Origin of the sequence: Clostridium puniceum (assembly GCF_002006345.1) — a bacterium.
Lineage (GTDB): Bacteria > Bacillota > Clostridia > Clostridiales > Clostridiaceae > Clostridium > Clostridium puniceum.
Window position 1 is genome coordinate 50558 of the sequence record NZ_LZZM01000190.1, and the last position, 25854, is coordinate 76411.

Genomic DNA, 25854 nt, shown 5'->3' on the forward strand with positions numbered 1-25854 from the left:
ATGTTCAATAAAAAAATAGAAGAAGTAGGGAATCCAGTAGTATATATCTTTTTAACATTAGCAATTAGCTGTATCTCTTACGGATTGAATGAAAAGCTTGGAGGGCTCACAATCTTTATTGTGACCTTCCTTTTTATTTTTTTACTTTATTATTGTGGACTTAGTTTTACTTATCTGATGATTGTATTTTTTATAGTAGGAATTCTTATAAATTGTTCATACTATAAAATTTCGAATAAGATAGATGGTGAAGTAAGAATAGTAAAAGTTACTAACTATAGCATTATAGGAATGTATGAAGGGAAGAGTATAACATTAAAAATCGATAAGAAGAATTTGTATGTAGGAGAAAAATATAAGATTATAGGAAAACTTGAGAATATACAAGATAAAAGTACTGGAATAGTAGGAGAGCTTGAACCACAAATGATTAATAAAATTCAAGGAGATTGGATAACTAAACTTTATGAATTTAAAAGAAACATGTATTCTAGATTGGAAGATAATTTAGGTAAAAGAAAAGCAGGATTAATATCATCAATTGCCTTTGGATATTCTGATTATTTGGATTTGGAAGATAAAGAGGATATGAAAAACTTAGGAATCATACATAGTATAAGTGTTTCAGGATTACATGTAGCTATAGTATATGGATTTTTAAGAATATTTTTAGGTGGAAAGCTTGGACTTCTAGCTACAATCATATATGTTATATTTACTGGATATAATTATTCCAGCATAAGATCATTTGTAATGCTTGCATGTGTAGAGGGTGGTCATATTTTAAAGAGAAATAATAGTTCAATTTCAGCTTTGTGCCTTTCAGCACTTATATTGATAATATATCAACCTTTTAGTATTTTTAATATATCATTTCATTTGACCTACTTAGCTACACTTGGAATAATATTATTTAATAAAAAAATTATTGATGTATTATATAAATTACCTGCTAAATTGAGAGAGCCATTAAGTTTAACTTTTAGTGCTCAGGTCTTTACAGTTCCGTATTTAATCTTAATATTTAAGGATTTTTCAGCAAATTTTATTATTGGAAATCTATTTTTAGTTCCAGTTGTAGATTTGATAGTTATTACAGGGAATATATTACCACTTATATATACATTTCCTAAATTATTTGATTTTTGTAGTTATATAAATTTGATTATAATAAAAATCTTTGATTGGGTGCTTAATATTATTGATAAAGTTTCATTGCCAATGTTTTATGGAAATGAATATGTAGCTTTTTTCTATTTATTTTTACTATTAAGTTTTTATTTTGTAAGAAAGGGATATAAAAAATTTATTTATCTTCCTCTCATATCGATTTTAGTAATAGTAATTCAGATATATAGTCCCATTCTTAATATAAGATATTATAAAGAAGGTGCTATTTTAGTGAGCTATAGAGGTGAGAGAGTACTTATTGCTAATAAAAATCAAATTGATATAAAAAGACTTTCAAGTGTAACTTTTGCAACAAAGAATTATAGACAGGCGAAATCAGTTGACATAAAAGGGATTTGTAATATAAAATCACAAGGAAAAGATTATGTTATGGAAACTTTAAAAGAAAAATATTTATTAAAAGTTGCAGGTAATAAAAATGAAACAAAGGAATATGATATAATAAATTTTAATGATGGACTTACAGATAAAATATTTATAATAAATGGCGAAGCAATAGAAGTATGTTCATAGTTCAAAATTAATTATATAGTTTATGCTTAAGAAGTATATTGGTAATTAATTACAGTGAGAAGTTATTTGTTATGGAGAGGAATTTTAAATTGATTAATTATGAAGTTTATGAACAAGAAATTGAAAAAGGTAAGATTAAAAATGGATATGTATTTTGCGGATTAGATGAAGAACTTATTAAAGATGGAATAAATTTAATTACAAAAAGACAAGTGTCTGAAGAATTAAAAGACCTTAATTTAATTAGAATAGATGGTATGAATACAACTTTCGATGATATTATGAATGCTTGTGAAACAATGCCTTTTATGGGGGATAAAAAAGTTATAATTGTTTATCGAGCAAATTTTTTGCGGGATAAAAGTGATTCAACAGGTACTAAAATATATAATGAAATTAAAGAATATGTGTCAAATTTACCATACTATACTATTTTAATAATGTATTATTTATTAAATGATAAGAGAGATAAACCTAATAAAAATAAGAAGTTAGGAACTTTGGGGAAGTATTTATCCATAGTACACTGTGATAAGTTAAAGAAGGATAAATATTTGAAAAAGGTTTCAGAGGTTTTTAAAGAAAAGGGAAAATCAATTGGAAAAGTAGAATTAACTTATTTTTGCGAAAAAGTGCAAAGTAACTTTGATATTATAAAAAGAGAAGCTGATAAGCTTATATCATATTGTGAAGGACGAGAAATAAAAAAAGAAGATATTAATTTGCTTATTTTGAATTCAAATGAAGATGACATTTTTGATTTAGTAGAATTAATAGCTCAAAAGAAAGTTGATAAAGCAATAGATATAATGAAAGAAATTTTATATAAATCAGATCAACATATGCTTATAATAAGTGCAATTGAAAAACATTTCTTTAGATTATATGAAATAAAGCTTAAGGTCGCAAGAGGAAAAAAAATAGAGGATCTCATAGCAGAATATAGATTACCACAGTTTGTATGCGAAAAGTTAGTAACTCAAACTAGTAGGTTTACTGAAAAACAGTTATCAGAACTAATTAAACTTTGCGTTAAAGTAGAAACAAAATTAAAGTCAACAGGATTAGATAAAACTATGGAAATGGAATTTTTATTAATAAATACGCTTACAGTTAGGTAGCATATTTATTTAAATACAAGTTAGTAAATTGTGTAAAATATAGTTAGATAATTTGTACATAAAAATAACCCATCTATTAATTAGATGGGTTTTTCAAAATTATGCCATAGCGTTTAACTTTGCAGCTAATCTTGATTTCTTTCTAGCAGCCATATTCTTATGAACTACTCCTTTAGTAGTAGCCATATCTAATGACTTAACAACTGATGAAAATAAAGCTTTAGCGTCTTCACTGTTCTTAGCTTCTACAGCAGCTTCAAATTTCTTTATTGCAGTCTTTAAAGCAGACTTAACCATTCTGTTCTTTAAAGTCTTAGTTTCAGTAACTTTTATTCTCTTTTTTGCTGATTTTATATTTGCCATTCTTAATTCACCCCCCTTAAATTTTTATAGGGTCTCTGCAGCTTTTGGGGAAATCTGCGTACGAGTTCATATTCAACAAACCTTATTATAGCATCAGAAGTTATGTAATTCAAGTATTAAATTTAAAGAAAAAGGAAAAATAAGACTGACTAAATATATAATGAGGTGTTATTATGATAAATATTCGAACAGATCTAGTACTTGAAGCGAGAGAAATTTACAAAGAGAACCACAAAAATGAGCCAGATATAGATGGTATTGAAGTAATTGAAGAAAGTGAAAAGGATATTAAAGTAACTACCGTAAAAGTAAAAAGCCAAGAGGGTGCTGAGAAAATAGGAAAACCAAAAGGAAATTATATTACTATAGATATGCCTAAATTTACAGCTTACGATGGAGAAACTATGGATAGAGTTTCTATGGTTGTAGCGGAAATATTAGAACGTTTAATTACAATTGATACAGAAAAGACAGTATTAATTGTAGGACTTGGAAATTGGCAAGTGACTCCAGATGCATTAGGTCCTAAGGTAACAGAAAAAATAATGATAACAAGGCATTTAAAAACAATAATGCCAGACGTTATTGATGATTCTGTTAGGCCTGTTTGTAGTGTAGAACCTGGAGTATTGGGGATGACTGGTATTGAAACAGCGGAAATAATTAAAGGAGTTGTGGAAAAAATAAAACCGGATTTAGTAATATGCATAGATGCACTGGCAGCAAGAAGAGTTGAAAGAGTAAATGCAACAATCCAAATTGGTGATACAGGAATATCACCAGGGGCTGGAGTTGGAAACAATAGAAAGCAGATAAACGAAGAAAATTTAGGCGTTAAAGTTATTGCTATAGGGGTTCCAACTGTTGTAGATGCAGTTACTATTACTAATGATACTATAGATTTAGTTGTTGATTCATTAATTAAAAATTCTTCAAATGGAACAGAATTTTATAAAATGCTAAAATCTTTAGACAAAAATGAAAAGGAGAATCTCATTAAAGAAGTAATAGCATCTAAAAATAATACAGATATGATAGTTACACCTAAAGATATTGACTTAATTATTAGTTCCTTATCAAAAATAATAGCAAATGGAATTAATATGGCCTTGCAGCCTAACATGAATATGGAAGAGATAAATAAATTTATGGGTTAATATATTAAATATTAATTATGAAAAAATGAAGTGTAAAATCTAAAATTTAGATTTATACTTCATTTTTTCTTATTAGTTATTTAGTTAGAATAATTATGTAAATTCATTAATATAATTATATAGTTCAACTATTATTTAGAAATTTTATATTCTAAAATAATTTACTTGAACTAATCTAGGTCGTGCAGTTCTTAGGGGCTTTGAAATGTTAGAAATGCTAAATATCAGATAGAAGAATGTAAAGGAGGGAGTAGGATGGTATATATGAGCAGAAGTTTGAAGTGGTATGAAAATAACAAAAAGATAAAAATAAAATCCAATATCAATATAGGTGTACTTGTATTGATTTTGATTATAAGTATATTATTTATAAGGTTAGGAAATGTTTTAAAAAGTAGTAGAGAAAGAGGCGCTTTTGCATATGTACAACTGCTTAATTTGGGAATGCCAATAATAGAATCCCAAGTTTATGACGAAGGAAATTATGTTGAAAATAGACTTTCTCTTAGAAATGTTTCTCTTGAAGTACTTGGGTTAAAGAATTTAAGTTATAAAGGAATAATCCAAAATGAAATTAGCTTTTTCTGTGATATAAATGATGAAGGAACAAGATCAACATTTACGTTTAACCCATTCCAAATAAGTGAAGAAAGTATTTCTAAGCTACCAGTAAATAATGATAGCAAAAATACAAAAATATATGATGCAAGTCTAAAAAAACAATTAGATAAATCTAAACCAGAAATATTAATATACCATAGTCACACTACTGAAAATTATAATGCAACAGAACCAGAAAGTTTAAATGAAAGTACCAATGTTGTTGGTGTTGGAGATGTTCTTTCTAAAGAGCTTGAAGAAAATTATGGAATTGCTGTATTACATGATAAGACTGATCATTGTATTTCTTATAATGATAGTTATACAAGATCAGGAGAAACTGTTGATAAATATTTAAAGCAATATGGAGATTTTAAAATGATTATAGATTTGCATAGAGATTCTGTAGAGGATAAAGCTCTAACGACAACAGAAATTTATGGAATGAGTGCAGCAAAAATAATGTTTGTGAATGCAAAGAACAGTACGAGATATGATAAAAATAAAGTCCTTACAGAAAAGGTATTTGCAAAAACTTCTGAATTGTTTCCAAGCTTACCTATAAAAATATTAACATATAATAGAGGAAAAAATGCATTTAATCAAAGTAAGAGTGATGGATGTATGCTTTTTGAAATAGGTTCACATACCAATACTCCAGAAGAATGTAAGGTTACAGCAGAATGTATGGCTAGAGTAATTGCTGAAATTATAAATAAATGAGTATATGTACAACACTAAAAAGCAATCATATATATGGTGAAGAATATGACCATACAAAAGTCTAAGTAATTGGGTGAATAATAAAAAATGAATGAAAAAGTCCAAAGGGAAAGTTCGAGAACAAAAATGTAAATTTTCACTCTCACTCTTTCCTTGAGGAAATTTTTTAATTAAAGGTGTTCTTAAACTAGTAAAATTACAAATTTTATAAAGTAAACCAGCTTTAAATTATTTATTAATTTTTCTTTGCAGAATTTTTTAAAGATAAATATATATTTTTATCTAGCAATAGAATTGAATATAATTAAAAACAATAAATATTTATAAATAAGTGAATAAAATTACTAAACTAGGAAAGGATTTTAATAAAAGCTTTAAATAATGAATACATATTATATTTGAAAAGGGTGTTTATTGATGAAGAGTTTATTTAAGGGTTACATATTAAAAAAAATATTACCGGCATTTTTTATATTAGTTTTGGTTTTTAGTGGAATTATTAAAGTGGATATGATTAATACAAAAGCATTATCACCACTTGGAAACACTAATGAAAATTATAAAATTGTAAATGAAAAATTTGGAGAAGATTTTTCGAATTTTATTAAGGATAATTCATTTTTAAAAATTTACAAAGAGCCAGAGAAAGACATATTAGTAAGGTTAGGCGATAGTGAATTTAAAATAAGAAACAAATCTGTTTTTATAGAAAAAATAGAAGAAATGTTTAAGCAGATTCCTAATTTAGTGAAGTAGTGAAGTAGTGAAATCTGTTAATAGAGAATTGACACTTGATTGCTCGAACTTTATTAGTGAACTTTATACTAAGGTACATGTTTACTACAGACAGTCGATAAAGGGAATCAACTGTCAATTGCTTAGTGAAAAGTCTTTGTAGCACATTTTCTTCTAGCCTTTTTAAATAGATGTATGTTATAATTTAGCTGATTTAATTATAACGGGGGTGAAGAAACTGCCTTAACTTAGTAAATGGCAGTTATGCGTATGAAAAGTGAAAGACAAAAACATATCAGAAATTTTTCAATAGTAGCACATATTGATCATGGTAAATCAACCCTTGCGGATAGATTACTTGAGACTACAGGGACCTTAACAAAAAGGGAAATGGAAGAACAAGTTCTAGATAATATGGAGATAGAAAAAGAAAGAGGAATTACAATAAAGTCTCAAGCAGCGAGGCTTGTATATAGAAGAGATAATGGTGAAGAATATATCCTTAATTTAATTGATACTCCAGGACATGTAGATTTTAACTATGAGGTTTCAAGAAGTCTAGCAGCTTGTGAAGGTGCTATATTAGTTGTTGATGCAACACAAGGTATTCAAGCTCAGACTTTAGCTAATTGTTATTTAGCTTTAGATAATGACTTAGAAATTGCACCAGTAATAAATAAGATTGATTTACCATCTGCAAGACCAGAAGAGGTAAAGAAGGAAATTGAAGATGTAATAGGAATAGACGCAGAAGAAGCACCTATGGTATCTGCGAAAACAGGACTTAATATTGAAGATGTACTAGAGTGTGTTGTTAATAATATACCAGCACCAGATGGAGATGAAGAAGCACCCTTAAAAGCATTAATTTTTGATTCATATTACGATAGCTATAAGGGTGTTGTATGTATAGTAAGAGTAATAGATGGAAGAATAAAAATTGGAAGTAAGATTAAACTTATGGCAACTAATAAAGTTTATGATGTAACTGAAGTAGGCGTATTTACTCCTGGAGTTCTTCCGATTGGAGAATTAAGTGCGGGTGATGTTGGATATGTAACTGCATCAATTAAAAATGTTAGAGATGCCAGAGTTGGAGATACTATAACAGAAGCTAATAGACCAACTGATAAAGCGCTTAAAGGTTATAAACCAGCTATACCAATGGTTTATTCAGGAATATATCCTGTTGATGGAGCTAAATATGATGAGTTAAAGGAAGCTTTAGAAAAATTACAAATTAATGATGCAGCATTAAGTTTTGAACCAGAAACCTCTATTGCATTAGGTTTTGGATTTAGATGTGGTTTCTTAGGATTATTGCATATGGAAATAATTCAAGAAAGAGTTGAGCGAGAATTTAATTTAGATATAATTACAACTGCACCATCAGTTATATATAAAGTAATAAAAACAAATGGTGAAGTATTAGAAATAACAAACCCAACTAATCTACCTCCTTTAACGGAAGTAGATTATATGGAAGAACCTGTGGTTAAAGCATCTATAATTACGCCAAAAGATTATGTAGGAGCCGTTATGGAGTTATGTCAAGATAGAAGAGGGGTATATATTGATATGCAATATATAGAAGAAACTAGAGCTGTTGTAAACTATGACATTCCTCTAAATGAAATAATATATGATTTCTTTGATACATTAAAATCTAGGACTAGAGGATATGCCTCTTTAGACTATGAATTTAAAGGATATATTAGAACTAAGCTAGTTAAGTTAGATATATTATTAAATGGAGATATAGTTGATGCATTATCAATGATAGTACCAGAGGAAAGATCATACCATAAGGGTAGAGGAATAGCAGAAAAATTAAAAGAAATAATTCCAAGACAGATGTTTGAAGTTCCTATTCAAGCGGCTATTGGATCTAAGATTATTGCAAGAGAAACTGTGAAGGCTATGAGAAAAGACGTATTAGCTAAATGTTATGGTGGAGATATTTCAAGAAAGAAGAAGTTACTTGAAAAGCAAAAAGAAGGAAAGAAGAGAATGAGACAGGTTGGATCTGTTGAAGTTCCACAAGAAGCATTTATGGCAGTCTTAAAGGTTGATTAAAATAATATATTTTTGGAAAGTTTCAATATATTAATCTGGAATAGTCATGACAATAGATATGAAATAAATTTATTTTTGAATAAAAACTATTAAATGTATGAAATAAAAGTATATTATTTTTAAGGAATTATTTGTATAATGTTATTAATATTATACAAATAATTATAATAAGAAGTTTTGGAGGGGTTTAGATGTTTTTAAATGAATTAAATAAACATGAAGGAATTGCATTTATGCAATTAGTTACAGAGCTTGCAAACTCAGATGAATTTTTTGCAAAAGAAGAAAAAAACCTTTATGCTGATTATCTTGAAGAATTAAACTTAAACGAAAGCGAAATACCAAAAATAAACTTAGAGTCTATATATGAACATTTAAAAAACTCTTCTGAAAGATGCAAAAATATTATTTATTTTGAATTAATAGGTCTTGCACTTATTGATGGAGAATATGATGAAAAAGAAGTAGCATTTTTAGAAGAAGTAGGCAAAAAGTTAGAAATAAAACGTGATAAGAGAATATCTTTTGCTAACTATTTTTATAATTTTGTAGATGTATATAGTTTTTCTGTAGTAGAGGCAGAAAGTAAAATTGCTTTATTAAAAGAGCAAGCAGAGAAATTGCTAGCATAATAAATTAATATGCAAAAATACTTGTAGTAATATTTAAGGATTAAATTTACTACAAGTATTTTTTGCTATATTTTAAATTTTAGGTATATGAAAGAAAATAATAAGTCACTTGTTACGTATATTTCGTGCTAGACAGGAAGCTTGCTTGATTTATGAATATAAATATACTAGCATCTGATTTGTTGTTTTATATAATATGCCTTATAGGAGGATTAGAAATGAAAGAAATTTCTTTATATATACATATTCCATTTTGTAAACAAAAATGTCTTTACTGTGATTTTCCATCTTATTCAGGTAAAGAGAAGTTTATGGATGAATATATAGACGCATTAAATAAAGAAATATTAGAAAAAGCTGAAAAATACAGTATAAGCAGTATATTTATTGGGGGGGGAACACCTTCATATTTACAGGATTTAAGTTTAAAAAACTTGTTAATAACACTAAATAAATTAAATTTAAAAGAAAATATAGAATTTACCATGGAATGTAATCCTGGAACTTTAAATAGAGATAAATTAGAAATTATGAAAAAATATAATGTTAATAGAATTAGTTTGGGATTACAAACTACAAAAAATTCAATTTTAAAAGAAATTGGAAGAATACATACTTATGAAGAATTCAAAAATAATTATTTTTTAGCTAGAGAGATAGGTTTTGATAATATAAATATAGATTTAATGTTCGGACTTCCAAATCAAAAACTTGAGGATTGGAAAGAATCTTTAGTGGAAATAGCAAAGCTAGAACCAGAGCATATATCAGCATATAGTTTGATAATTGAAGAAGGTACACATTTTTATAATTTACATGAACAAAATAAGTTGAATTTGCCAGAAGAAGATAATGAAAGATTAATGTATTTATCCACAAAACAGATTCTGGAGAAGCGAGGTTATCATCAATATGAAATATCTAATTTTGCAAAGCTAGGAAATGAATGTTTTCATAATAAAGTTTATTGGAACTGTAATGAATATTTAGGATTGGGAGTGTCTGCGAGTTCATTTATAGATAAAAAGAGAACTAAAAATTTAGATGATATTCAAGAATATATAGAAAAAATAAATAATTATGAAAGCATAATAGAAGAAACTCATGTAAATGATGTGAAGGATGATATGGAAGAATTTGTTTTTATGGGACTTAGAATGATTAAAGGAATAAATATAAATGAATTTAAGAAAAGATTTAATAAAGACATAAATGAAGTTTATGGAGATATAATTGAAAAAAATATAAAAAAAGAATTATTAATTTATAATTCGGAAAAACTATTCTTAAGCCAAAAAGGAATCGAAATTTCTAATTATGTAATGAGTGATTTTATTATATTGCCATAACCAATTTATAGATAACAGAATTGAAACTAAAAATTAAAAACAAGACCATATAGAAAAATGGAGTAAATGGCAGGTATAAAGAGATAAATTAATAAGATTCATTTATTATTAACTATATCTATCTAAAATAAATATAAATAGAATTGACAAAAAACATCATAAATAATATATTAAAGACATAGTCATTAGCACTCGATGTTAATGAGTGCTAACAAAAAGAGGTGAAGTTATGAGTATTGATGAAAGAAAAATAAGAATACTTCAAGCTATTATCAATGACTATATTCGTACGGGAGATCCTGTAGGATCAAGAACAATTGCTAAAAACTATAATTTAGGTATAGGTTCTGCAACTATAAGAAATGAAATGGCTGATCTTGAAGATATGGGATACTTAGAACAACCTCATGCTTCGGCAGGCAGAATTCCTTCAAGTAAGGGATATAGATTATATGTTGATAAACTTATGGATAATCAAAGGTTGACAGTTGAAGAGGATTTGAGAATTAAGCAATATATAATTGATTCTGCAATGCTTGAAGTAGATAAAATAGTAAAACAAACTAGTGCATTATTATCAGAGCTTACTAAATTGACCTGTGTAATTGAATCTCCATCAGTTAAAAAAAGTTTTGTCAAATCAATACAACTTATTAAAATTGATGATTATAATTTAGTATCAGTTTTTTTAACAGATACTGGATTAATAAAAAATCATATAATGAAATTAAATAGTGGAGTTCCACCAATTGAAACTTTAATGAGAATAAATCAAGTTATTAATAATAGATTAGTAAATCTATCTATAGAAGAAATAAATCTAGAAGTAATTAATAATTTAAAAAAAGATTTAGGTGAATATGAAGAAATATTTAATGCAATTTTACCTGTTTTGTATGAAACATTAAATGTATCTAATTCATCAGAAGTGTTTTTGGAGGGAACAACCAATATATTTAATTATGCAGAATATAATGATATTGATAAAGCAAAAGAAATATTATCACTTTTCAATGATAAAGAATCTATAATGGATTTATTTAATCCTAGTGATAATATTACAATTAGTATAGGTGATGAAAATTATAAAGAGCAAGCTAAGGATTGCAGCATAATATCTGCTGAATATTCTTTTGACGATAGACCAATAGGTAAAATTGGATTAATTGGACCTAGAAGAATTAATTATTCAAAAGTAATAGCAATTATGTCTGAAGTCATAAAAGAGCTTAATAACATATTAAGCAATCAAAAAATATAGATGTTAGATTTAAAGAGAAGAGGTGTATTTTTAAAGATATGGAAGAAAAGAAAGAGATGAATAGTGAAGAAATTAAAAATGAAACAGTAGTTGAAGAAACTGTAGATAATTCTCAATTAGAAAATGAAGAAGTTAGTGAAGTATCAACTGAAGCTCAAAAAAGTGATGAAAATACAGAAGATGATGAGCTAAATATGGTAAAAAAACAAAAAGAAGAAAATAAAAAATTGCAAGAAGAATTAGATATTGCTAAAGATAGGCTTTTAAGATTGACAGCTGAATATGATAATTATAGAAAAAGAACTATTAAAGAAAAAGAAGGAATATATAGTGATGCATATGTAGATGTATTAAAAGAAATCATTCCAATTATTGACAATTTAGAAAGAGCTGTTGTAGCTGATGGAAGTATCGAAGACTTGAAAAAAGGAATTGAAATGACAATAAAAGGCTGTCAAGATTCATTTGCAAAGCTTGGAGTTGAAGAAATAGATACATCAGGAGAATTTGATCCTAATGTTCATAATGCTGTAATGCATATAGAAGATGAAAATCTGGGCAAAAATGTAATAGCAGAGGTTTTCCAAAAAGGATATAAAAAGGATGAAAAAATAATAAGACATACAATGGTTAAAGTAGCTAATTAAGAAATTTGATTTTAGACGTTATAGCTAAAATGTAAATTTAAAATATATAAAATTATTTAAATTCAAAATTAGAATAAACTAATAAAGTTTTAGGAGGAATATAAAATGGCAAAAATTATAGGAATTGACTTAGGAACTACAAATTCATGCGTAGCAGTTATGGAAGGTGGAGAACCAACTGTTATTGCTAATGCAGAAGGGGCTAGAACTACTCCATCAGTAGTATCGTTCCAAGCAAGTGGAGAAAGGTTAGTTGGTCAAGTTGCAAAGAGACAATCAATAACAAACCCAGATAAAACAATTATTTCAATAAAAAGACATATGGGGACTGGACATAAAGTTGATATAGATGGAAAACAATATTCACCACAAGAAATTTCAGCTATGATACTTCAAAAAATTAAAGCAGATGCGGAAAGTTATTTAGGTGAAACAGTAACTCAAGCAGTTATTACTGTACCGGCTTACTTTAATGATAGCCAAAGACAAGCAACTAAGGATGCTGGAAAGATTGCAGGACTTGAAGTTTTAAGAATAATAAATGAACCAACAGCAGCATCACTAGCTTATGGTTTAGACAAAACAGATTCAGCTCATAAGATTTTAGTTTATGACTTAGGTGGTGGTACTTTCGACGTATCTATCCTAGATCTTGGAGATGGGGTATTCGAAGTATTGTCAACTAATGGAGATACAAAGCTAGGTGGAGATGACTTTGATGAAAAAATCATGCATTATATTGCAGATACATTCAAAGCTGAAAATGGAATTGATTTAATGCAAGATAAAATGGCACTTCAAAGATTAAAAGAAGCTGCTGAAAAAGCAAAAATTGAATTATCATCTTCAATGCAAACAAATATTAACTTACCATTCATTACTGCTGATGCAACAGGTCCAAAGCATATTGATTTAACATTAACTAGAGCTAAATTCAATGAAATTACTCATGACTTAGTTCAAAGAAGTATTGAACCAATGAAAAAAGCATTAGCTGATGCAAAACTTTCATTAAGTGATATTGATAAAATAATTTTAGTTGGTGGATCAACAAGAATTCCAGCAGTACAAGAAGCTGTTAAAAACTTTACAGGAAAAGAACCATCTAAGGGAGTTAATCCAGATGAATGTGTTGCAGTTGGTGCAGCTATTCAAGCAGGAGTGCTTACAGGAGAAGTTAAGGATATAGTATTACTTGATGTTACTCCATTAACACTTGGAATTGAAACAGCAGGTGGAATAGCTACTCCATTAATTGAAAGAAATACAACTATTCCAACAAAGAAGAGTCAAGTATTCTCAACTGCTGCTGATAGCCAAACATCAGTTGAAATCAATGTAGTTCAAGGTGAAAGACAAATGGCTATGGATAATAAGTCATTAGGACAATTCACACTTTCAGGAATAGCTCCAGCTCCAAGAGGAATTCCTCAAATCGAAGTAACCTTCGATATAGATGCTAATGGTATTGTTAAGGTATCAGCTTTAGATAAGGGAACTGGAAAAGAAGCAAATATAACAATTACAGCTTCAACTAATTTAAGCGATGAAGATGTAGATAAGGCTGTAAAAGAAGCAGAAAAATTTGCTGAAGAAGATAAAAAGAGAAAAGAAAAAGTTGAAACTGCAAATACTGCAGATCAAACAATATATCAAATAGAAAAGACATTAAGTGAAGTTGGAGATAAAGCTACAGAAGAAGAAAAATCTGGAGTTCAAGCTAAGATTGAAGATCTTAAGAAGATTAAAGATAGCGACGATATAGAAGCAATTAAAGCTGCAATTGAAGCAGTAAACCAAGCGTTCTATCCAATAGCTACAAAGATGTATCAACAAGCTGGAGGTCCTGAAGGAGCAGGTTTTGATCCAAATGCAGCAGCTGGAGGAGCAGAAAGTGCACCACATGATGAAAATGTTGTAGATGCAGACTTTAAAGTAGATGAAGACAAATAAGATAAAATAGGTTGTACTAAATACTAATTATCTAATATAATAGGAGAGGGAAGGCAAACTCGTCTTCCCTTTTCTAAGGTATATCAAAGAAAATAATATTTAGAATATACTAAGTAAAAATAAAACCAGGTGGTGAATATAAATAAATGGCAAGCAAAGACTATTATGAATTACTTGGACTTCAAAAAGGTGCAAGTGACGATGAAATAAAAAGAGCCTTTAGAAAATTAGCAGTAAAATATCATCCAGATAAAAATCAAGGAAATGAAGAAGCAGAAGCAAAGTTTAAAGAAATAAATGAAGCTTATCAAATTTTATCAGATCCAGAAAAGAGAGCTAAATATGATCAATTTGGATCAGCTGCTTTTGATGGTAGTGGTGGCTTTGGAGGCGGAGGCTTTGACGGCTTCGATATGGGTGGTTTTGGAGATATTTTTGAATCATTCTTTGGAGGCGGTGGCGGTTCTAGAAGAAAGAATGGTCCTGCACGAGGAAGTGACCTTGAATATACAATAACATTAACTTTTGAAGAAGCTATTTTTGGTGTTGAAAAAGAAATATCAGTTACTAGAAGTGAAAATTGTGAACATTGTCATGGAAGTGGTGCTGAACCAGGTACTAACTCAAAAACTTGTCCAACTTGTGGAGGCGCAGGTCAAGTGAGAGTACAAAGACAAACTCCTCTTGGAAGCTTTGTTTCAACTTCAACATGTGATACATGTAGAGGTTCTGGTAAAATAATTGAAAAACCATGTTCACATTGTAGAGGAAAAGGTAATGTTAGAAAAACAAGAAATATAAAAGTTAACATACCAGCAGGTGTTGATACAGGAAATGTAATGCCACTTCGAGGACAAGGAGAACATGGACAAAGGGGAGGAAATCCTGGAGATTTATATGTAAGAATCAATGTGGCACCATCAAAGGTATTTACAAGAAAAGGTAATGATGTATATATAGATACTCATGTTTCTATGGCTAAGGCTGCTTTAGGTACCGAAATAACAGTGGCTACAGTAGATGGAAATGTTAAATATTCTGTACCAGCGGGAACTCAATCTGGAACAATGTTCAGATTGAAAGGTAAGGGGATACAAAGAGTCAATTCAAGTGGAAAAGGAGATCAATACGTAAAAGTTATAGTTGATATTCCAAAGACATTGAATAAGGAACAAAAGGAAGCATTATATGATTTAATGAGAGCTTCAGGTGAAGAATTTGATGAAGCCAATGCTCCTAAGAAAAAATTATTTGGCAAGAATAAATAATTAAGAGTATAAGTGAAGCTATTTAGAGATTAGGAGAATCTTTAAATAGCTTCTTTTTGTACTAGGGAATCAATTAGAACACATCTATACTTTATTTAAAAGAATTACAATTTAATGTAAAGCCGACAATCCCTATAACTATAGTAAAATTTATAAAATTGAGTTATAATGTTTATATTCTAATTAATAATATTCAATATAATGTTTTGATAGAAAAAGTTTTTTAGTTTGTTAACAAGCTAATCATTATAATGCAAAGTTTTAATTAGGATTATTAAAATAAAAATATTAAATAGAAATTAGGAGGAATAGTCTTGAAGAATTTAAAGGAAAAATTGTTGGGTGAAATAGAAGATTTTAAAGAGTTAGGTGATAAGTTTTTAAAAGGAGAAGTTTCTGTTGCAGATTTTAAAAAAGTTTCTGGTGGAATGGGAGTATATTCAGAACGTAGCAAAAAAGAATTTATGATAAGACTTAGAATACCTTCAGGAATAACTAATATAGAACAAATGAACTGGTTGTGTGATATAGCAGAAAAATATGAACTGGAAAAATTTCATTTAACTACAAGGGAAGCCGTTCAATATCATAATTTATCAATAGATAAAGTTTTCAATATAATGAAAGATGGAATAGATAATGACATATATTCTAGAGGTGGAGGAGGAAACTATCCTAGAAATGTTGCTATGTCTCCATTGTCTGGAGTTGATAGATCAGAAGCTTTTGATGTGACACCATATGCTTTAGCTGTAAATAATCATTTTTTAAGTAAGATAACAACATATAAATTACCTAGAAAGCTTAAAGTATCTTTTTCAAGTAGTAATGATGATTTAGGCCACTCAAGTGTTGCAGATTTAGGCTTTTTAGCTGTTGTTAAAGATGATAAAAAATATTTTAAGGTTTATATGGGAGGGGGGCTTGGCAGAAACCCTAAAGTAGGGATTGAATATGATGAATTTATAGAACCAAGTGAAGTTTTATATCATGTGGAAGCTATAACCAATTTATTTATAAATGAAGGTGACTATGAAAATAGAAATAAAGCTCGTATAAGATACATAGTAGAAAGATTGGGAGAAGAAAAATTTGTAGAAGTATATAAAGAATATTTAAAATCAGTTAAGGATACAGAAGAACTAGATCTAGAAGTGACTTTAAAAGAATGCGCTAAGCAAGGGAATGAAATAAATATAAAACACTCAAGATTATATGAACAAAAACAAAAAGGCTTATATAGTGTGTATTTTCATCCAATAGGCGGGCAAATATATGTTAAAGAATTAAGGAACCTTTTAGATAACCTAAAAGGAATAGAATGCTTAGAAATAAGGCTTACTATGACAGAAGGAATTTATTTTAGAAATTTAAATGGTGAAGAAGCAAAGAAGGTTTTAGATTTTACACAAGACCTTGGTGGAGAAACAGCTATAGAGCAAAGTGTTTCATGCATTGGAGTACCAATATGTCAAGTAGGGATTTTAGAAAGCCAAAAAACATTAAATAATATTATTACTTATTTTAAAGAAAAGAAATATAAGAAAGATGTATTACCAAGAGTTCACGTGTCAGGATGTGGAAATTCATGTGCTGTTCATGAAGTAGTTGGAATTGGATTTACAGGAAAGCGTAAAAAAGTAAATGATAATATAGAAGATGTATTTGAGCTTCATATCAATGGATCCTTTGAAATAGGAAATACAAGGCTTGGAAAAGTTTATGGAGATATACTTGCTTCAGAGATACCAGAATTCTTATATGAATTATCATTGCTTATAGAGAAAAAAAATATTAATTTTTATGAATTTGTTAAAAATAATGAGAACGAATTGATAGAATTAGTAGAAAAGTACAATAAATAAATTTAATTCTTATTTTAGATGTTAACATATACTTGTTTTTTAGGTACAATTATATATAGCAGTTAATATTATTTTGTTAAGTGTTATAATAAAGGATAGTTTTAAAATATAGAAGGTAATTATCTAAAAACAGGGGGCTTAAAAGTGGGGATAAAAACTAGAAAAATAGTAATAGTAGGTAGCGGGAATGTCGGTTCACATTGTGCATTTTCATTAGCAATACAAGGTGTATGTGATGAAATTGTAATGATTGATAAGCTAGAAGAGAAGGCAAATGCTGAAGCTATTGATTTAAGTGATACAGTTTCATATTTACCTCATTATGTTAAAAGTAAAAAAGGAACTTTTAAAGATTGTAAAGATGCAGATATTATAGTAGTGAGTCTTGGCGTTCCACCAGAAGTCAATAAATCACGTTTAGAATTCTTAAAGGAAACAATAAGGGAAATAGATACTATAATAAATCCAATATTAGAATCGGGATTTAATGGTATATTTATAGTTATATCAAATCCAGTAGATATAATAGCATATTATATATGGAAGAAGACTAGATTTCCTAAAAATAAAGTATTTGGAACTGGAACTACTTTGGATTCATCGAGGCTTAGGAGAATATTATCTTATGAAACAGGAATAGATCAAAAATCTATACAAGCATATTCCATGGGTGAACATGGTGATTCACAAATGGTTCCTTGGTCCCATGTATATTTTGGAGGAAAACCACTATTTGATTTAATGAAAGAAAAAGCAGATACTTATGGAAAACTTAATTTAGAAGAGTTGAATTATAGAACTGCCAATGCAGCAAATGAGATAATAGTAGGAAAAAGATGTACAGAATTTGGAATAAGTGTTGGTTTAACAGAAATAGTTAAAGCTATATATCATGATGAAAAGAAGATATTGCCAGCATCTACATTGTTAGAAGGACAATATAATCAAAATAATTTATTTGCAAGTGTACCTGTAGTAATGGGGAAAGATGGTATAGAAGAAATAATTGAAATAAAGTTAACGGATGATGAGCAAAAGAAATTTAATACTTCGTGTGCAGTATTAAAAGAATATATAAATAAGGCAAAAACACTTTAATATAAAAATGCAGGAACTAATCTCTCCTGCATTTTTAATTGTTTAGGTTTATAGTATTTTTCATATAATAAACAAAAACCACAAAAAGCAATGATAGCAATCAAAATTTATATGAGATGGAAAAACGATTCATAATTTTTGTACCAAGTAAAGCTTATAGACAAAATATAAAAAATAAAAATGTTAACGATAATTCTTGTTATTAGTATTTTAACAAAAGGCTGAAGTATACTTTCACTTCTATCTATAATAAAGCTTCTAATGCCTTTACATACTTGAATAGTTCCATCCTTTTCTATTTCTACATCGCTTTTTGGTTTGTTAAAGCAGTTATTTCATATATGGTAAAATACTCTCTTATTGAAGAAAGTTTGTTACTATCATTTAAATCTCCTCTAATAATTTGTTCTTTAATATCATTATAAATTTGAATGTTATCTTGAAAAATTGTAATCACTTCTTTATCACTTTAGTACATAAGTATTACAGGTGTGTATCATCAAAATATTGTATAATTGACAAATATTAAAGTTTTGAAATATAAAAATTGCATTATAAATTTTTATATGTATAATTATTATGAATGATAAAAGATGGAGTGAATAACATGAGAATGAGAAAAAAGCCATGGGCAAGACCTGAGCTTGAGAGTTGTAACTTTTTTGTTATAAAACCTAAAGGATATAAAGGTAAATGGAGAGAAATTTTTGGAAATGATAATCCTATATATTTAGAGCTTGGATGTGGTAAAGGCACTTTTATAGCAGTACATGGATCTGAAAATCCTAATATTAATTACATTGCAATTGATATAAAAGATGAAGTTTTAGGATTAGCCAAGAGAAATATTGAAAAAGCATATGAAGAAAAAAACACAGTATTAGACAATATAAAGTTAATGGCTCAAGAAATAGGTCTTATTAATGAAATGTTAAGTGAAGAAGATTTAATAAGCAGAATATACATAAACTTTTGTAATCCTTGGCCTAAGGAAAAACATAAAAAAAGAAGATTAACTCATACAAGACAGCTAGAGCAATATAAGACATTCTTAAAAGAGAATGGTGAAATTTATTTTAAAACAGATGATGACGAATTATTTGAGGAATCACTTAAATATTTTAAAGAAGCCACTTTTGAAATCACATATATAACTTATGACCTTCATAAAAGTGATTTTGAGGGTAATGTAGAAACAGAACATGAAAAGATGTTTACTGAACAAGGAATAAAAACTAAATTTTTAATTGCTGTTAAAGGAAATTAAAGTAATATATAATTGACAATGTATGATGAGGAAATTATGTAGGAATTTCTGAAAAAATATATTTAAAGAAATAAGAAATCCTTAATGGGATTTCTGCCCCAATTGTCAACTATTAACTGAAATAAGGAAGGAAGATAAATATGGATGGAATATGGATTGAGATTAGTGTGATAACAAAAAGTGAGGCTTTAGAGCCTATATCAGGAATATTTTATGGATTAAATTGTCCAAATGTTGCAATTGAAGATCCAGAGGATTTACTTTCAAGAGAACAAGGACCTTTAACTTGGGATTTTGCAGATATAAATATTTTAGAACATAAAGGAACTGCAGCTGTAGTTAAAGCTTATTTTTCACAAGATGACAAGGTTGAAGAAATTGTTAAGTATGTAAAAGAAAAACTTTCAGAACTTAAGGAATTTGGATTTGATATTGGTGAAGGGAAAGTGGAATTTAAAACAATGCATGAAGAAGACTGGGCAAATAATTGGAAACAATATTATAAACCAGTGAAAATAACAAATAAAATTGTTATTAAACCTATTTGGGAAGAATATGAAAAGACAGAAAATGAATTAATAATAGAATTAGATCCAGGTATGGCCTTTGGAACAGGAACTCATGAAACTACTAGAATGTGTATTCAAGCCTTAGATAAGCATGTGAAGCCTAATACAACAGTATTTGATGTTGGATGTGGATCAGGAATACTTGCAATTGCAGCTGCAAAGCTTGGTGCTAAACATGTTGTGGGTGTTGATTTAGATCCTGTTGCAGTTGATTCATCTAAAGAAAACATAAGTTTCAATAATCTAAATAATATTGAAATATTAGAAGGAAATCTTTTAGATGTAGTAGAAGGAAAAGCTGACATAGTAGTTGCTAATATAATAGCAGAAATCATTTGTATTTTAACTGAAGATGTTAAAAAGGCATTAAATGATGGTGGATTATTTATTACATCAGGAATAATTCATGATAGGGTAAATATGGTTAAAGAAAAATTTGAAGAGTGTGGTTTTGAAGTTATGGAAATAAATAAAGATGGTGAATGGAATTGCATAGTTGCAAAATCGGTTAACAGCTAGTAACAAATAGTGAATAATTGAAAAGTGAGAATTAATAATTGCTCATGAGAAAAAAATTTTCAGAGATTTCAATATAACTATTAACAGATAATTGTTAACTCTTAACTGAATGGAGTTGGTTTTTGTGCATAAATTTTTTACAGAGCCTTATAATATTACTGAAACAGAAGGCAAAATACTTGGTGATGATGTGAAACATATTTATAGAGTTTTAAGGTTATCAGAAGGTGAAGAAGTTGTACTAAATAATTGTGAGGGCATAGAATATTTAGGAGAAATAAAGACTATAACTAAAAGTGAAGTTATAGTTACTATACTAAAAAAACTAGATATAAATAATGAAAGTAAAGTTAAAGTATATCTTTTTCAAGGCTTACCTAAAGGACCTAAGATGGATTTAATAGTACAAAAGGGAACAGAACTTGGTATATTTGAATTTATTCCTATAATTACAACTAGAGTAGATGTAAAGCTTAAGGGAGAATTTAAAAAGCTTGATAGACTAAACAGAATTGCATTAGAGGCATCAAAACAATCAAAAAGAAGTATTGTGCCACAAGTTAAAGAAGTTATTGATTTTAACGAAGCATTAAAACAATTAAAAGAAATGGATTTAGTTATAATTCCTTATGAAAATGCAGAAGATTTCGGTATTAAAAGTCTTATAAATCATTTAAAAAAGGAAAATAAAGATTTAAATAATATAAAAGACGTTGGAATTTTAATAGGTCCAGAAGGTGGATTTGAAGAAGATGAAATTAGAGTTTTAAGAGAGCAAGGATTTTATATTGTAACCCTTGGAAATAGAATATTACGAACAGAAACAGCTGGGTTTACAGCAACTGCTTTAATTCAGTATGAGCTGGGAGACTTAGGCGGAATGTTATTATAAATGGGAGAAAACCAAATAAAAATAGTTAGAGTAAATAATGAAAATATTTCAGATAAAAAATAAAGAAAGCTAGTGAAGGAAAAAGCCTAGTGGTTTTTGCAACTTTAGGATATCTGGAAGTATAGAAAGATATGATTGCTACTAAGTATTGGTATAACAAGTTCAGAGCCGATGGAAAAAATTAAATTAGTGCTATTTGTCCTTTAAAAAATATCTTATAGCAACAGAATTTCCTTTAAGGTTGCATTAGCCAATGGAGGTTATCATGAATTATTATCAAGAAAAAGTTGAAACTGATTCCATAATACCTGCTCGAATTTATATTGGAAAATCTAAAGTGGATAATTTTCATTATCCACTACATTGGCATAATAACTTAGAATTTGATCTTGTTTTAGACGGAATGATAAAAGGAAAGATTAATGGTAAGCAAATAGAGGTTTGTGTTGGAGAATTTTTGTTTGTTAATAGCGGAGAGTTACATGAAACAGATGCAAATGATAGAAATCAAATGAGTTCAATAACTATTTTATTATCTTACAATTTATTAAAGGAGTATTGCCATGACATTGATTTATATTATTTTGATTTTGTAGAAAATAAAGATGCACAAAATAAAGTGAAGAATTTAATCCTTGAGTGTGCTGATTTATATGAAAAAAATGAAGAATTTTATGAGCTTGGAATATCAATTGTTTTAAGAAAAATATGTTGTATTTTATTAAAGGAATGTAAAAAGAAAAAGCAGAATATAGGATATAGCAGGTATGAGCAAAAAAGTTTGATTAATACAAAAAAAGCAATTTCTTATATGGAGAAAAATTATGTGTATGATATTTCTCTTAAAAATATTGCAGATGAAATTGGAATGTCTCCAACATACTTTTCTAGATTTTTTAAGAAAACTACTGGAGAAACCTTTTATTGCTATTTAAATAAAATCAGACTGTATTATGCACATAAAGAACTGATGAATAGTGATGAATCTATTACTGAAATTGCATTAAATAATGGTTTTTCAAATGTAAAAGCGTTTATAGAAGTTTTTAAAAAAATTTATAAAGTTACTCCAGCGAAATATAAGAATCAACTTAAATAATTAAAAATTTGAAATATTAAGCAGTTGCTTTAAAAGGATAATAATTTACAATAACAAGTCAAGAATAAACAATACTTCCAGAAAAAGAGATGATATTATGACAATATAATAAGTGAAAGGAAGTATGTATTATGCATAAAGATTTAGAATTGGCATTTCATAAAGTAGTAGAAATATTAAAAGAAGATCAACGTTGTAAAGGTGGATGGCACTACGGATCCATAAGCCGAAGTACTGAAGATATTTATTCTGATTATGATCCTGTTTTTTTAGTGGCAGATAAGGATTTTGAACAATTTTCAAAAGATGTTCCTCAAATTCTTTCAAAGGCTTCTGATGAACTATTAATTTTCTGGGGTGAAAGTTTTAATGATGAACATTTTAAAAATTATTGCAGTGTAATTCGTGTTGGAAATAACCTTCATCAATTTGATTTCTTTATAATTAATGCTGATTATCCTGAGGAGTGGATGTGTAGGCAGCATTTGAAAGGATGTACCAGTAATAATATAATTTTTGACAGAACAGGAGAAGTTGCTGAGCTTCTTGATAAAGGTTTTAGAACTGATAACTATATACCTGATCCTGTACGAGCTATGGATACATATTGGTTCCATACAGAAATGTTAATCAAATATTTTAAACGAAAGGATATTTTTAAATTAATTAAAAATATTGATATATTGTTCCATTCACATGTTGATCTATTGTTAAGTCAATATGATGTTTTAGATTGGGGGGCATGGGAGAGTAAAGTAAAACATTGTGTCCCAAATGACAAGCAACATCATTTAAAATCATATTTTGTTAATGCTGAATTTAAAGATTTAGAAGAAGCAGTAAAAAGCAGTATATATTTATTTAAACAGGATGCTGAAGAAGTGTGTAAAAAAAAGGGAATTGATTATTCTAATTCAATATCAGAGCAGATTATTTTTTATTTTAATAAAAGAATGGAAGAAGAGGATTGAAAATAGAATTCAATTTCTATACTTTACTAAAAATAAAATAAAAAAGTGTGAATTATTTTGGAATGCTGTATTATTCGCTAAAGTGAATTTACAGTATTTTTTTTGTAATATGAATATTGGCTGAAAAAATACATGATAGAGATCTAGCAGAAAGAAATATTATGATTTTAAATTGTTTAAGTAACACATTATACTATTATTAAAGAATAGAGGTGATAAGTTATGATAGATATTATTTACAGATTTTGTATAGGAATTTCAGTTTCTTTCGGAGGATATCAAATTTATAAAGCAATAAAATCATAGTTTATAATACTAAAACATCATAAAGTTTTCTACTTCATAGTTATTAAATTTTTATATGCTTATTTAAAATATCATATATGATGAACATTACAAATTTATGAACATAATTTAGAAGTATAGAGTAATATTAAGTGAGTAGCAGAGAGAAAATGGTTTGTGAGAAACAATTATTTTTAATAAAGGTCAATTTAGAAATAAATTTTGACGGCAAATTATTAAAGTTTATCAATCCTTTATACCGAGATGTTAATCGTTATTTTCTACCTATATTGGAGTTTATTGACCAACTAGGAGGTAAGCTTAATATAAGGAGAAGTAAAATAAATATACTATTTAAAGAGAGGTCTTTAATATGTATTGATTATAGGATTGATGATTATAAATTTACTATAGTTGATAGTGTATTGTATTTATCGTTATTTGATATATGCAGAATATTAAATATTAAATCTAGATGGGATTATAATAAAAACTCTATTTCACTTTATTGGGATATGGATAAGCATGAGAGAAGTACAAGTTCTCCTGGAAGAGTTGCTTTAATTCGATTTGAAGATATAACTGCAGGTAATGCATATTTGGATTCTGGCAATCTGGAGAAATTCAGAGTAATTGGAGATTATATGTTTTCATCTGGCATCCCATTTCATATAGCATGGATACCAAGGTTTGTTGATCCTCCAAATGGTATTGACAATGATATATCTAAAGATTATAGCATGCCTAATGCTAATTTTCTTTTCACAATTGAGTATTTATTGAATAGAAATGGGGTGATTGGGTTACATGGCTACACTCATCAGTATGGTAATGAGGTAAGTGCAGATGGTACGGAGTTTAATGAAAAACGGAATAATGATGAAAAAAGTGTAAGAAAAAGAGTTGAAGCAGCTATTAATACGGCAAAAAAATTGGAACTACCTACTAAGTTCTTTGAGAGTCCTCATTATGCAGCCACCGAGTTTCAACAAAGTATATTTGAACAATATTTTGACATAATTTATGAATGCTATGTAGGCATCTGGGGAGAAAAAATAGTTAAGAGTCCTAGAAATCATAGAACCTTATATATTCCTACACCTTTAGATTACGTAGAAGAGAAAGATGGTATGAAGAAAATGCTTGATAGAATAAATAATTTGGGTGAAGATGCTTTAGCTAGTTTATTTTATCACCCATATATTGATTTTGAATATATAACTCTTCAGAATGATATTAGTGGATACCCAGTGAGTAGTTATTCAGAGAATTCGCAGCTTCACCGAATAGTAAAAGCACTATATGATAAAAGGTGTAGCTTTGTAGAAATCACGAAATTAGGCTGCAATAATGAAAAAATGCACTTATTAAATTATTTTATAAGTTTTTTAAATTTAGTTGACAATAGAAAAATATAACTTTACATTATACTCCTTATATGACAAATAATTAATGGGAATTCTATAAATTAACTGTTGGAGAATTTAATGTTTAAAAGAGAAAGTTCTCCATTTCCGACTATTATTGCAATGTCTTCATATTTAATAGTATCTAGGTTTACTGATTGGTTTATGGTATTAAATCTTTTATAGAGTTTCAGTATACCATTGTGATTTATTACTATTAAAGTTGCTATGTTGTCTGGTGTTAGGCGACTAGCTGTAGAATTTGCTAATTTTCAAAATGATTGTAGTTGCATG

At 28.1% G+C, this 25854-nt stretch carries 22 protein-coding genes; 20 read left to right on the forward strand and 2 right to left on the reverse strand.

Features of this window, described 5'->3' with window-relative positions; genetic code table 11:
* Both CLPUN_RS17435 and holA read left to right on the forward strand, forming a co-directional pair.
* A complete protein-coding gene (locus CLPUN_RS17435; RefSeq protein ID WP_077848519.1) occupies positions 1 to 1704 on the forward strand; it encodes a ComEC/Rec2 family competence protein in 1704 nt (567 codons plus the stop codon).
* Positions 1705 to 1793: 89 nt separating this feature from the next.
* A complete protein-coding gene (gene holA, locus CLPUN_RS17440; protein ID WP_077848520.1) occupies positions 1794 to 2825 on the forward strand; it encodes a DNA polymerase III subunit delta in 1032 nt (343 codons plus the stop codon).
* A gap of 99 nt (positions 2826 to 2924) precedes the next feature.
* Here the strand turns inward: holA and rpsT are convergent, their stop codons facing one another.
* Positions 2925 to 3188, reverse strand: a complete 264-nt coding sequence (rpsT, locus tag CLPUN_RS17445; RefSeq protein WP_077848521.1) for a 30S ribosomal protein S20 — start codon at positions 3186 to 3188, stop codon at positions 2925 to 2927.
* 173 nt (positions 3189 to 3361) lie between these two features.
* On the opposite strand from rpsT, the gene gpr reads away from it, so the two are divergent.
* The 12 genes from gpr (at position 3362) to CLPUN_RS17505 (ending at position 18552) form a co-directional block, all read left to right on the forward strand.
* Complete coding sequence (gene gpr, locus CLPUN_RS17450) at positions 3362 to 4345, forward strand: GPR endopeptidase (RefSeq protein ID WP_077848522.1); 984 nt, start codon at positions 3362 to 3364, stop codon at positions 4343 to 4345.
* Between the two features lie 255 nt (positions 4346 to 4600).
* Complete coding sequence (locus CLPUN_RS17455) at positions 4601 to 5668, forward strand: stage II sporulation protein P (RefSeq protein ID WP_077848523.1); 1068 nt, start codon at positions 4601 to 4603, stop codon at positions 5666 to 5668.
* 417 nt (positions 5669 to 6085) lie between these two features.
* On the forward strand, positions 6086 to 6424 hold the full coding sequence (locus tag CLPUN_RS17460) for a hypothetical protein (RefSeq protein ID WP_077848524.1): 339 nt from the start codon (positions 6086 to 6088) through the stop codon (positions 6422 to 6424).
* A 249-nt stretch (positions 6425 to 6673) separates the two neighbouring features.
* Complete coding sequence (gene lepA, locus CLPUN_RS17465; protein WP_077848583.1) at positions 6674 to 8479, forward strand: translation elongation factor 4; 1806 nt, start codon at positions 6674 to 6676, stop codon at positions 8477 to 8479.
* 191 nt (positions 8480 to 8670) lie between these two features.
* Positions 8671 to 9111, forward strand: coding sequence for a hypothetical protein (locus CLPUN_RS17470; RefSeq protein WP_077848525.1), 441 nt, complete (start codon positions 8671 to 8673; stop codon positions 9109 to 9111).
* A 218-nt stretch (positions 9112 to 9329) separates the two neighbouring features.
* Complete coding sequence (gene hemW / locus CLPUN_RS17475) at positions 9330 to 10460, forward strand: radical SAM family heme chaperone HemW (RefSeq protein ID WP_077848526.1); 1131 nt, start codon at positions 9330 to 9332, stop codon at positions 10458 to 10460.
* A 229-nt stretch (positions 10461 to 10689) separates the two neighbouring features.
* Complete coding sequence (hrcA, locus tag CLPUN_RS17480; protein ID WP_077848527.1) at positions 10690 to 11721, forward strand: heat-inducible transcriptional repressor HrcA; 1032 nt, start codon at positions 10690 to 10692, stop codon at positions 11719 to 11721.
* A gap of 38 nt (positions 11722 to 11759) precedes the next feature.
* Entirely contained in the window at positions 11760 to 12368 is a 609-nt protein-coding gene (gene grpE / locus CLPUN_RS17485; protein WP_077848528.1) for a nucleotide exchange factor GrpE, read from the forward strand.
* Positions 12369 to 12473: 105 nt separating this feature from the next.
* Positions 12474 to 14321: a molecular chaperone DnaK gene (dnaK, locus tag CLPUN_RS17490; RefSeq protein WP_077848529.1), complete on the forward strand. Its 1848-nt coding sequence runs from the start codon at positions 12474 to 12476 to the stop codon at positions 14319 to 14321.
* A 146-nt stretch (positions 14322 to 14467) separates the two neighbouring features.
* The gene (gene dnaJ / locus CLPUN_RS17495; RefSeq protein WP_077848530.1) at positions 14468 to 15589 is read left to right on the forward strand and encodes a molecular chaperone DnaJ; all 1122 of its coding nucleotides are present in this window, start codon (positions 14468 to 14470) and stop codon (positions 15587 to 15589) included.
* 314 nt (positions 15590 to 15903) lie between these two features.
* Positions 15904 to 17454: a nitrite/sulfite reductase gene (locus CLPUN_RS17500; protein ID WP_077848531.1), complete on the forward strand. Its 1551-nt coding sequence runs from the start codon at positions 15904 to 15906 to the stop codon at positions 17452 to 17454.
* A gap of 144 nt (positions 17455 to 17598) precedes the next feature.
* Positions 17599 to 18552 (forward strand): L-lactate dehydrogenase, encoded by a 954-nt coding sequence (locus CLPUN_RS17505; RefSeq protein WP_077848532.1) that lies wholly within the window; start codon positions 17599 to 17601, stop codon positions 18550 to 18552.
* A gap of 301 nt (positions 18553 to 18853) precedes the next feature.
* On the opposite strand, the gene CLPUN_RS27735 is transcribed toward CLPUN_RS17505, so the two are convergent.
* Entirely contained in the window at positions 18854 to 19009 is a 156-nt protein-coding gene (locus tag CLPUN_RS27735) for a GntR family transcriptional regulator (RefSeq protein ID WP_158078793.1), read from the reverse strand.
* Between the two features lie 150 nt (positions 19010 to 19159).
* Here CLPUN_RS27735 and trmB point away from each other — a divergent pair, with 150 nt between their 5' ends.
* The 6 genes from trmB (at position 19160) to CLPUN_RS17535 (ending at position 25572) form a co-directional block, all read left to right on the forward strand.
* On the forward strand, positions 19160 to 19819 hold the full coding sequence (trmB, locus tag CLPUN_RS17510) for a tRNA (guanosine(46)-N7)-methyltransferase TrmB (RefSeq protein WP_077848533.1): 660 nt from the start codon (positions 19160 to 19162) through the stop codon (positions 19817 to 19819).
* A 140-nt stretch (positions 19820 to 19959) separates the two neighbouring features.
* A complete protein-coding gene (gene prmA / locus CLPUN_RS17515) occupies positions 19960 to 20907 on the forward strand; it encodes a 50S ribosomal protein L11 methyltransferase (RefSeq protein WP_077848534.1) in 948 nt (315 codons plus the stop codon).
* A gap of 124 nt (positions 20908 to 21031) precedes the next feature.
* Complete coding sequence (locus CLPUN_RS17520) at positions 21032 to 21799, forward strand: RsmE family RNA methyltransferase (RefSeq protein ID WP_077848535.1); 768 nt, start codon at positions 21032 to 21034, stop codon at positions 21797 to 21799.
* Between the two features lie 265 nt (positions 21800 to 22064).
* Positions 22065 to 22898 carry an AraC family transcriptional regulator gene (locus CLPUN_RS17525; RefSeq protein WP_077848536.1) on the forward strand — a complete coding sequence of 278 codons (834 nt, stop codon included), beginning with the start codon at positions 22065 to 22067 and terminating at the stop codon, positions 22896 to 22898.
* Between the two features lie 131 nt (positions 22899 to 23029).
* Positions 23030 to 23869: an aminoglycoside 6-adenylyltransferase gene (locus CLPUN_RS17530; RefSeq protein WP_077848537.1), complete on the forward strand. Its 840-nt coding sequence runs from the start codon at positions 23030 to 23032 to the stop codon at positions 23867 to 23869.
* Between the two features lie 437 nt (positions 23870 to 24306).
* Positions 24307 to 25572: a DUF2334 domain-containing protein gene (locus CLPUN_RS17535; RefSeq protein ID WP_242954169.1), complete on the forward strand. Its 1266-nt coding sequence runs from the start codon at positions 24307 to 24309 to the stop codon at positions 25570 to 25572.
* Positions 25573 to 25854 lie beyond the last annotated feature (282 nt).

What these genes read in the sequence shown, in the direction of transcription:
- CLPUN_RS17435 (WP_077848519.1), top strand. Translation starts at nt 1, where the DNA reads ATGTTCAATAAAAAAATAGAAGAAGTAGGGAATCCAGTAGTATATATC.
- rpsT (WP_077848521.1), bottom strand. Translation starts at nt 3,188, where the DNA reads ATGGCAAATATAAAATCAGCAAAAAAGAGAATAAAAGTTACTGAAACT.
- gpr (WP_077848522.1), top strand. Translation starts at nt 3,362, where the DNA reads ATGATAAATATTCGAACAGATCTAGTACTTGAAGCGAGAGAAATTTAC.
- CLPUN_RS17455 (WP_077848523.1), top strand. Translation starts at nt 4,601, where the DNA reads ATGGTATATATGAGCAGAAGTTTGAAGTGGTATGAAAATAACAAAAAG.
- CLPUN_RS17460 (WP_077848524.1), top strand. Translation starts at nt 6,086, where the DNA reads ATGAAGAGTTTATTTAAGGGTTACATATTAAAAAAAATATTACCGGCA.
- lepA (WP_077848583.1), top strand. Translation starts at nt 6,674, where the DNA reads ATGAAAAGTGAAAGACAAAAACATATCAGAAATTTTTCAATAGTAGCA.
- CLPUN_RS17470 (WP_077848525.1), top strand. Translation starts at nt 8,671, where the DNA reads ATGTTTTTAAATGAATTAAATAAACATGAAGGAATTGCATTTATGCAA.
- hemW (WP_077848526.1), top strand. Translation starts at nt 9,330, where the DNA reads ATGAAAGAAATTTCTTTATATATACATATTCCATTTTGTAAACAAAAA.
- hrcA (WP_077848527.1), top strand. Translation starts at nt 10,690, where the DNA reads ATGAGTATTGATGAAAGAAAAATAAGAATACTTCAAGCTATTATCAAT.
- grpE (WP_077848528.1), top strand. Translation starts at nt 11,760, where the DNA reads ATGGAAGAAAAGAAAGAGATGAATAGTGAAGAAATTAAAAATGAAACA.
- dnaK (WP_077848529.1), top strand. Translation starts at nt 12,474, where the DNA reads ATGGCAAAAATTATAGGAATTGACTTAGGAACTACAAATTCATGCGTA.
- dnaJ (WP_077848530.1), top strand. Translation starts at nt 14,468, where the DNA reads ATGGCAAGCAAAGACTATTATGAATTACTTGGACTTCAAAAAGGTGCA.
- trmB (WP_077848533.1), top strand. Translation starts at nt 19,160, where the DNA reads ATGAGAATGAGAAAAAAGCCATGGGCAAGACCTGAGCTTGAGAGTTGT.
- prmA (WP_077848534.1), top strand. Translation starts at nt 19,960, where the DNA reads ATGGATGGAATATGGATTGAGATTAGTGTGATAACAAAAAGTGAGGCT.
- CLPUN_RS17525 (WP_077848536.1), top strand. Translation starts at nt 22,065, where the DNA reads ATGAATTATTATCAAGAAAAAGTTGAAACTGATTCCATAATACCTGCT.
- CLPUN_RS17530 (WP_077848537.1), top strand. Translation starts at nt 23,030, where the DNA reads ATGCATAAAGATTTAGAATTGGCATTTCATAAAGTAGTAGAAATATTA.